The following is a 7432-nucleotide window of genomic DNA, read 5'->3' as shown; positions in this document are numbered from 1 at the left end:
ATCCGCCCCCAGGCTTCATCGGAGAGCCAGAACAACCGTGCCATCGCGATCCTCCTGCGCTGGAAACCCCAATCTCAGAAAGAAAACGCGAGCAACAGCAATTGGTTGTATGAGTTCCCTACCTAGGCTCGATCGGCGCCGACGCGGCGGACACGCGGCCCGCCGGAGTCGCAGGGGTCCTCCACGGGACGGTCCGGGCCGACGGCGTGGACGTCTTCTATCGCGAGGCCGGCCGGCCCGACGCCCCGGTGTTCCTGCTGCTGCACGGCTTCGCGAATTCGTCCTTCTACTTCCGCCATCTCATGCCGAGGCTCGCGGACCGGTTTCGCCTGATCGCGCCGGATCTCCCGTCCTTCGGCTTCACGGCGGTCCCGGACGAGCGCGGCTACGTCTACGATTTCGCGTCGCTGTCTCGAACGATCGAGGCCTTCGTCGACGTCCTCGGCCTCCGGCGCTACCTCCTCTACACGTTCGACTACGGGGCTCCGGTGGGGTGGGATCTGGCGCTCGCGCATCCCGACCGGATCGCCGGCATCGTGTCCCAGAACGGCAACGCCTACCTGGAGGGGCTCGGTGAGGCGGCCTGGGCGCCCCTGAGGGCCTATTGGGCGGAGCCGAACGAGGCCGCCGTGGAGTCCATCCGCGCCCGCATGACCCTCGATGGCGTCAAGGTAGCCTACTTCCACGGGGTGCCCGACCCGTCGGTCATCGAACCCGAGTCCTACACGCTCGACGCCGCCATTCTGGCGCGACCGGGCAATGCGGATCGCCAAGTCGAGCTCAAGCTCGACTACAAGCGCAACCTGGAACGCTACCCGCTGATTCAGGCCCTCTTCCGGGAGCGCCGCCCGAAGCTCCTCGCCATCTGGGGTCGCAACGACCCCTTCTTCATCCCGCCCGGAGCCGAGGCGTTCAAGCGCGACATCCCGGATGCCCGGGTCCGCTTCCTCGACACCGGCCACTTCGCGCTGGAAACGAACGGGGGCGACATCGCCGAGGAGATCCGAGCCTTCTTCTGAGGGGCCACGGCCGTCGGCACTCTCCTGTCCGGGCAGACCCTCATCCCGGCCGGCAGCACGGTGCCGGCCTCGAGCGGCCTTGCGCAGCCTGCCCCCCGCGCGGAGGCGCGCCAAGGCAGCACACGGCCTATCTCCCTTCGTCCCACCCGGACGGAGTATCCCGGGCGAACGGGTCGGATCGGTCCGCGAGATGCAATCCCCGCCCGCCGCCCCGTGCCTTCGTCAGGCCGGCCGACGGCATCCCTTCACTCTGACCGGCAAGGAGGGCTGCGATGGCCCCGACCGTCTCCGCTTTGTACCATTACCCGGTGAAGGGGCTGAGCGCGCAGCCTCTGCCCCACGTGCAGCTGGTCCAGGGCGAGGGCTTCCCGTTCGACCGTGTCTATGGCCTCGCACGGCACGACAGCGGCTACGATCCCATCGACTACCAGCCGCTGCCCAAGACCCGGTTCGTCGTCCTCGTCAGGGAGGAGCGGCTCGCGAGCCTGTCGACCTTCTTCGACAGCCGGACGCATCGGCTGGAGGTCCGCGTGCAAGGCGAGCGCGTCCTTGCCGAAAACCTGGATACGGAAGCCGGCCGGCGGGCCGTGAGCCTGTTCTTCGCGACCATGTTCGACCTCGGCGCAGGCGAGGAGCCGACGGTGGCGGTAGGCGGCCGCAATCGCTTCACGGACATTTCCGTGCACTCGAAGCAGATGATGAACGCCATATCGCTGATGAACCTCAACAGCGTTCGCGACTTCGGGGCCCGCATCGGCGCCCAGATTGACCCCCTGCGCTTCAGAGCCAACCTCTATGTCGACGGCCTCGACGCGTTCCGGGAATTCGCGCTGATGGACAGGGAGATCGCGATCGGCTCCGCGAGGCTTCGGATTGTCAGGAGGACCCGGCGTTGCGCGGCCACCGACGTGGACCCAGTCACCGCCGAGCGGAACATGACGATCCCGCGCTCGCTCATGGACACCTACGGTCATCCTGACCTCGGGGTGTACGCCGAGGTGCTCGAGGGCGGCACGGTGGAGATCGGCTCCCCCGTCGAGATCCCATGATGGAGACGGCCTGCGAGGTCGACCTTCGTCGGTCGGATGGCGAGCCCTTGCCCGCGTTCGAAGCGGGAAGCCGCCTCGTCGTCCACATCCCGTCCGCGGCGCGCAGAACTCCTTGCTCCGCAACGACGACCGGGAACGGCACCCCCATGTGATCGCCGCCGTGCGTGAGGCGACGCCGCGCGGATGGGACTCGGCTCCGCGGTTGCGGGCACGGCGCTTCAGGCTGTCCTTGCGGGCCCGATGCGCCGTGCGCCGGTTCGGAGCGGCCGTTCGCTCAGGCCTGGGCAGCCATGGTCCGGGCCACGTCGGCGGCGCTGATGCCCTCCAGGGCGAGGCCGTAGCCGGTGCCCTCCTCGACGAGCCGCCGCAGGCGCTGCGTCAGCGCGATCCGGGTGTAGCGGCCGGTGAGCGGCGGAAGGGCGGCGATGCCGTCCGCGATCGCGTGCGCCCTGGCCAGTAGCCGGTCCTGCGGCACGATCTCGTTGACGACGCCCCAATCCTTGGCCGTCTGGGCATCCAGCACCTGTCGCGTCAGCAGGAAGTACCGCCCGCGGATCGAGCCGATCACCTCGGGCCACAGGATGTGCATCCCGTCGCCCGGGACGATGCCGAACTCGAAGTGCGGCTTGTCCTGGAAGACAGTTTCGGGCGTGGCCAGCACGATGTCGGTGAGCAGCGCGTACTCGCTGTGCAGCAGCACAGGGCCGTTCAGCGCGGTGATCATCGGCACCTCGATGTCGAGGATGTTGCCCAGCACCTTGCGGCCCTCCCGCAGGATCTTGTCGTAGCCCTGCGGCGTGAAGAAATCGAAGCCTTCGGGGCTGATCGCGTCCATGAACGCGTCGCCCGCACCGGTCAGGATCACCGCCCGGTTGTCGCGGTCCTCGCCGATGGCGTGGAACAGGTCGACGAACTGCTCGTGGGTGTGGCCGTTGAAGACGAGCTTGCCGCCCTCGGTGTGGAGTATGACCTCCAGCACGCCGTTCGGCTTGCGGGTCAGACGGGCATTGGGGAAGGCGTCGCGGTAGGTCTGGAAACGGGCCATCGGTGCTGTCCTCGTGGTGGCCGGCCCCGTTTGGTCGGCGTGAGGACGAGGTAGACGGCTCCGTCCGGCGACGGATGACGGCGCGGAGCGATAAGGCTTATGCCGCCGCGGAATGGGCCTCGCCGGTCCCGGCCAGAGCCGCCTGGACGAAGTCGGCGAAGCGGCGCGCCTTCGCGCTCGCCATGCGACCGGTGGGGAAGACCGCCCAGAGATCGATGTCCGGCAGCGTCCAGGCCTGCAGCAGCCGCCGCACCGCGCCGCTCGCCAGTTCCGGGGCGAACATCCAGTCCGACGTGACGGTGAGTCCGATATCGGCCAGCACGGCCGCACGCAGGCCCTCGGCCGCGCTGACCCGTACGCGGCCGTGGACCGCGACCGAGACCTCGGCGCCGTCCTGGGTGAAGGACCAGGCATCGGGCTGCCGGCTGTAGACCACCGCTTCGTGCCCGGCGAGGTCCGCGGGACTGTGCGGCTCGCCCGCGCGGGCGAGATAGCCGGGGGTGGCGAGGACCGAGCGCGCCCCGGTGGCGAGCTTGCGCGCGACGGCGGCCGAGTCCGGCAGGGTGCCCATGCGCAGGGACAGGTCGACCCCCTCGCCGACGAGGTCGATCACCCGGTCGTCGAGGACGATCTCGATGTCGAGGTCGGGGTGCTCGGCGAGAAAGCGCGGCAGCAACGGCACCACATGGAGCCGCGCGAAGGTGGTCGCCGCCGAGACGCGCAGCCGCCCCGAGAGCCCGGCGCCCGCGCCGCGGGCGGCGAGCTCGGCCTCGTCGGCCTCGGCGATGGCCGCCCGGGCCCGCTCGTAGAAGCGCAGGCCCGCCTCGGTGGGGCTCAGGCCATGGGTCGAGCGGACGAGCAGGCTGACCTGCAGCCGGCTCTCCAGCTGCGCGATCGTCTTGGAGACGGCCGGCTGGCCGACGTTCAGGAGTCGCGCCGCGCCCGAGAAGGAGCCCGCCTCCACGACCCGCACGAAGGTGGCCATCGCTTGATACCGGTCCACGCCATTCCTCCCTGGAATGAGCGTTATCGCCCCGGGCTGCCTGCCCTGTCCATCGGGAGGGGTGCATCAATCCGGCCGTCTCCACCGCATCGGCGCGGTGGTCCCGCCGGAGCCAAGTGGACATGTTCGAGGTCTACGCTTTCGCCACGCCCAACAGCATCAAGGTCCCGATCGCCCTTGAGGAACTCGGTCTTCCCTACGTCCTGCACAGCGTGAACGTGCGTCAGGGCGAGCAGAAGGCTCCGGAATTCGTGTGGCTGAACGCGAACGCGAAGGTGCCGGTGCTGGTCGACCCCGCGGCGCCTGGCGGCCGGCTGATCCTGACCGAATCCGCTGCGATCCTGGTCTACCTGGCCGAGACGAGCGGCCGGCTGATGCCGCCGGACGGCGAGGGCCGGGCGCGCGTGTTCGAGCAGCTGTTCTTCCACGCCTCCGGGCTCGGCCCGGCCTTCGGGCAGGCGGGCTTCTTCCAGCGCCAGGCCGCCGAGTCGCAACCACTCGCCATCGCCCGCTTCTCGGCGGAGGCGAACCGGACGCTGGGCGTGCTCGACGGCATCCTGGCCGAGCGCCCCTACGTCGCCGGCGACGCCTTCACGGTGGCCGATATCGCCCATTTCGGTTGGCTCTGGCGGCGCGAGTTCGCTGGCGTGAGCTTCGAGGCAACGCCGCATGTCGCCCGCTGGTACGACGCGGTGGCCGCGCGCCCAGCCGTCCAGCGCGTGATGGAGCGGGTGAACGCTCTCGTGCCTCAGGCCTGAGGAACGGCCCAAGCCGAACATCGAGGCGCTCCGGGCAACCGCGGCGCCTTTCCGACAGCCACCACCCACCGAGGAGAGGACCCATGACCCTGCAATCCAAGCTCGATGCGTTCAAGGCCGACTTCCAGGCCGGCAAGCCCCCCTACAACGTGCCGTCCTCGGTCATCGCGACGATGCATCGGGCCACCGCGGAGCTGATCGCCTCCGGCGCCGCGACCCGCGCCCTAAGGGCCGGAGAACGGGCACCGGCGTTCGCGCTGCGGGACCCGGACGGCCAGCCCGTCTCGTCCGCCGACCTGCTGGCGCGCGGACCGCTCGTGATCAGCTTCTACCGGGGCATCTGGTGCCCCTACTGCAACATGGAACTCCAGGCGCTCCAGGAAGCGCTGCCGCAGTTCGAGAGGCTCGGGGCGAGCCTCGTCGCCATCTCGCCGCAGACGGCGGCCAACAGCCGGAAGTCGGTCCGCCAGAACGCGCTCGGTTTCCCGATTCTGTCGGACCCGCACAACGACGTCGCGGCCGCGTTCGGCCTGCGCTTCGCGCTGCCCGACTACCTCGTCGGCCTCTACAAGAGCCTGAAGAACGACCTGCCGGCGTTCAACGGCGACGCGAGCTGGACCCTGCCGATGCCCGGGCGCTTCGTCGTCGGACAGGATGGCGTGATCCTCTACGCCGAAGTGAACCCCGACTACACCCGCCGCCCCGAGGCCGAGGACATGCTGCCGGCGCTCCGCCGCTCCGCCTCAATCGCTGCCTGACACCGTGGACGGACCTACGACCCAGAGGAGATCCAGGATGTCCCGTACCTTTCTCGTGACCGGTGCCAGCAAGGGCATCGGGCTGGCGCTGGCCCATCGTCTCGCCGGCGACGGCCACCACGTCGTCGGCCTCGCCCGCCGCGGCCTCGACGACTTCCCCGGCACGCTCGTGCCGGTCGACCTCGCCGACGGCGACGCCACCGCCGCGGTCCTCACGGACCTGACTGGACGCTTCGCGTTCGACGGCGTGGTCAACAACGTCGGTCTGGTGCGGCCGCAGCGGCTCGGGGCGGTTGAGATCCCCGCGCTGGACGAGGTCCTGCGCGTCAACCTCCACCCTGCGCTTCAAACCGTGCAGGCCATCCTGCCGGGAATGCAGCAGCGTGGCTGGGGCCGGGTCGTCAACATCGCCAGCCTCACCGTCCTCGGCAGCGTCGAGCGCACGGCCTACGCGGCCGCGAAGGCGGCGCTCGTCAGCTTCACACGTTCCTGGGCGCTCGAACTCGCCACGACCGGGATCACGGTCAACGCAGTCGCGCCGGGCCCGACCGAGACCGAACTGTTCCGCGCCAACAACCCGCCGGGCAGCGAGGGCGAGCGGCGCTACCTCGCCGGGGTACCGATGGGGCGCTTCGGCCGGCCGGAGGAGATCGCCGGCGCCATCGCGTTCCTGATGTCGGACGGGGCGGCGTTCATGACGGGGCAGACGCTCTACGTCGACGGCGGTGCCTCGATCGGCCGGGCGGCGCTGTAGCCCCCGGACGCGTCTCACCGGGTCGTGGCGGCATCGAGCTCGTTGTCACCGCCGACCAGTTGCAGGCACCACTCGGTGAAGGCGCGGACCTTGGCGGTTCGATGCTGGCGCGACGGATAGATCGCGTACAGAGGGAAGGTCTCGTCGGGCCAGTCCGGAAAGATCTCGACGAGCTTGCCGCTCGCTACGATGTTCCGGCTGCCGAGCTGCATGACCTGCGCGATCCCTGCGCCTTCGCAGCAGGCGCCGATCATCGTCTCGACGTCCGACACCATCAGGCGCGCCGGCTGCCGCACGGGGATCACCTCGTTGCGGCGGCGGAACTCCCATTCGAAGGGGCGACCCGTCAGCGGATCCTGATAGTCGATGCAGGTGTGGTCGCGAAGGGCTCGCGGGTGCGCGGGGCGGCCGTGCGAAGCGAGGTACGCCGGTGAGGCGACCGTCAGGATCCGCGTCTCCAGGAGTTTGCGCGCGGTGAAGCCCGCCACCGGCGGATCTCCGAACCGGAGCGCCATATCGAACCCGTCAGCGACGAGGTCGCCGATCTGATCGCGCATGATCAGTTCGAGCCGCAGCTCGCGATGGATCGCGAGGAAGCGCGTCAGTTCCCGCGATAGGACCAAGCGCGAGAAGAACGGGTCGACGTTCACCCGCAGGCGCCCGCGCACCGTCGACGCGCTGCCAGCCGCTTCCAAGGCGGCTTCCTCAATCCCGTCGAGATGCGGGCCGACCCGCTCCCAGAAGCGTCGCCCCTCGTCGGTGAGCCGCAAGGTCCGGGTCGTGCGATCGAGCAGGCGCACGCCGACACGCGCCTCCAGGCGCTGAATGGCGCGACCGACGCCGGACTGGGTGAGACCCAGGGCCTCGGCCGCCCGGGTCATGGTCCCGGCCTCGACCACCGCCATCAGGATCGTCACGCCGGCGAGCAGTCGGCCATCGTACGGCATCGTTCCATGACTCCGCGTCCGGAATGATCGGACAGAACGACGCTAATTTCTTCGATGCCTCTGCGCCACATCAGTCTGCGTCACCGCAGGGGAGGCTCG

8 protein-coding genes are annotated in these 7432 nt (G+C 69.6%); 5 read left to right on the top strand and 3 right to left on the bottom strand.

Going from position 1 to position 7432, the window contains the following annotated elements; genetic code table 11:
• Window positions 1–131: 131 nt before the first annotated feature.
• Both ACLBYE_RS16150 and ACLBYE_RS16145 read left to right on the top strand, forming a co-directional pair.
• The gene (locus ACLBYE_RS16150) at window positions 132–1019 is read left to right on the top strand and encodes an alpha/beta fold hydrolase (RefSeq protein WP_447694938.1); all 888 of its coding nucleotides are present in this window, start codon (window positions 132–134) and stop codon (window positions 1017–1019) included.
• 272 nt (window positions 1020–1291) lie between these two features.
• A complete protein-coding gene (locus ACLBYE_RS16145) occupies window positions 1292–2068 on the top strand; it encodes an MOSC domain-containing protein (protein WP_447694937.1) in 777 nt (258 codons plus the stop codon).
• A gap of 274 nt (window positions 2069–2342) precedes the next feature.
• Here ACLBYE_RS16145 and ACLBYE_RS16140 read toward each other — a convergent pair whose 3' ends face one another.
• Together ACLBYE_RS16140 and ACLBYE_RS16135 are read right to left on the bottom strand one after the other, a co-directional pair.
• The gene (locus tag ACLBYE_RS16140; RefSeq protein WP_447694936.1) at window positions 2343–3113 is read right to left on the bottom strand and encodes an enoyl-CoA hydratase/isomerase family protein; all 771 of its coding nucleotides are present in this window, start codon (window positions 3111–3113) and stop codon (window positions 2343–2345) included.
• A gap of 97 nt (window positions 3114–3210) precedes the next feature.
• Entirely contained in the window at window positions 3211–4116 is a 906-nt protein-coding gene (locus tag ACLBYE_RS16135) for a LysR family transcriptional regulator (RefSeq protein ID WP_447694935.1), read from the bottom strand.
• A gap of 122 nt (window positions 4117–4238) precedes the next feature.
• On the opposite strand from ACLBYE_RS16135, the gene ACLBYE_RS16130 reads away from it, so the two are divergent.
• The 3 genes from ACLBYE_RS16130 to ACLBYE_RS16120 all read left to right on the top strand — a co-directional run bounded on the left by ACLBYE_RS16130 (window position 4239) and on the right by ACLBYE_RS16120 (window position 6386).
• Window positions 4239–4874, top strand: a complete 636-nt coding sequence (locus ACLBYE_RS16130; RefSeq protein WP_447694934.1) for a glutathione S-transferase family protein — start codon at window positions 4239–4241, stop codon at window positions 4872–4874.
• An 83-nt stretch (window positions 4875–4957) separates the two neighbouring features.
• Window positions 4958–5632: a peroxiredoxin-like family protein gene (locus tag ACLBYE_RS16125; protein WP_447694933.1), complete on the top strand. Its 675-nt coding sequence runs from the start codon at window positions 4958–4960 to the stop codon at window positions 5630–5632.
• 37 nt (window positions 5633–5669) lie between these two features.
• Complete coding sequence (locus ACLBYE_RS16120) at window positions 5670–6386, top strand: SDR family oxidoreductase (RefSeq protein ID WP_447694932.1); 717 nt, start codon at window positions 5670–5672, stop codon at window positions 6384–6386.
• 14 nt (window positions 6387–6400) lie between these two features.
• On the opposite strand, the gene ACLBYE_RS16115 is transcribed toward ACLBYE_RS16120, so the two are convergent.
• Window positions 6401–7333, bottom strand: a complete 933-nt coding sequence (locus tag ACLBYE_RS16115) for a LysR family transcriptional regulator (protein WP_447694931.1) — start codon at window positions 7331–7333, stop codon at window positions 6401–6403.
• Window positions 7334–7432 lie beyond the last annotated feature (99 nt).

This window comes from Methylobacterium sp. A52T, from assembly GCF_053346095.1.
This window is presented reverse-complemented; position numbering and strand designations above follow the sequence as displayed.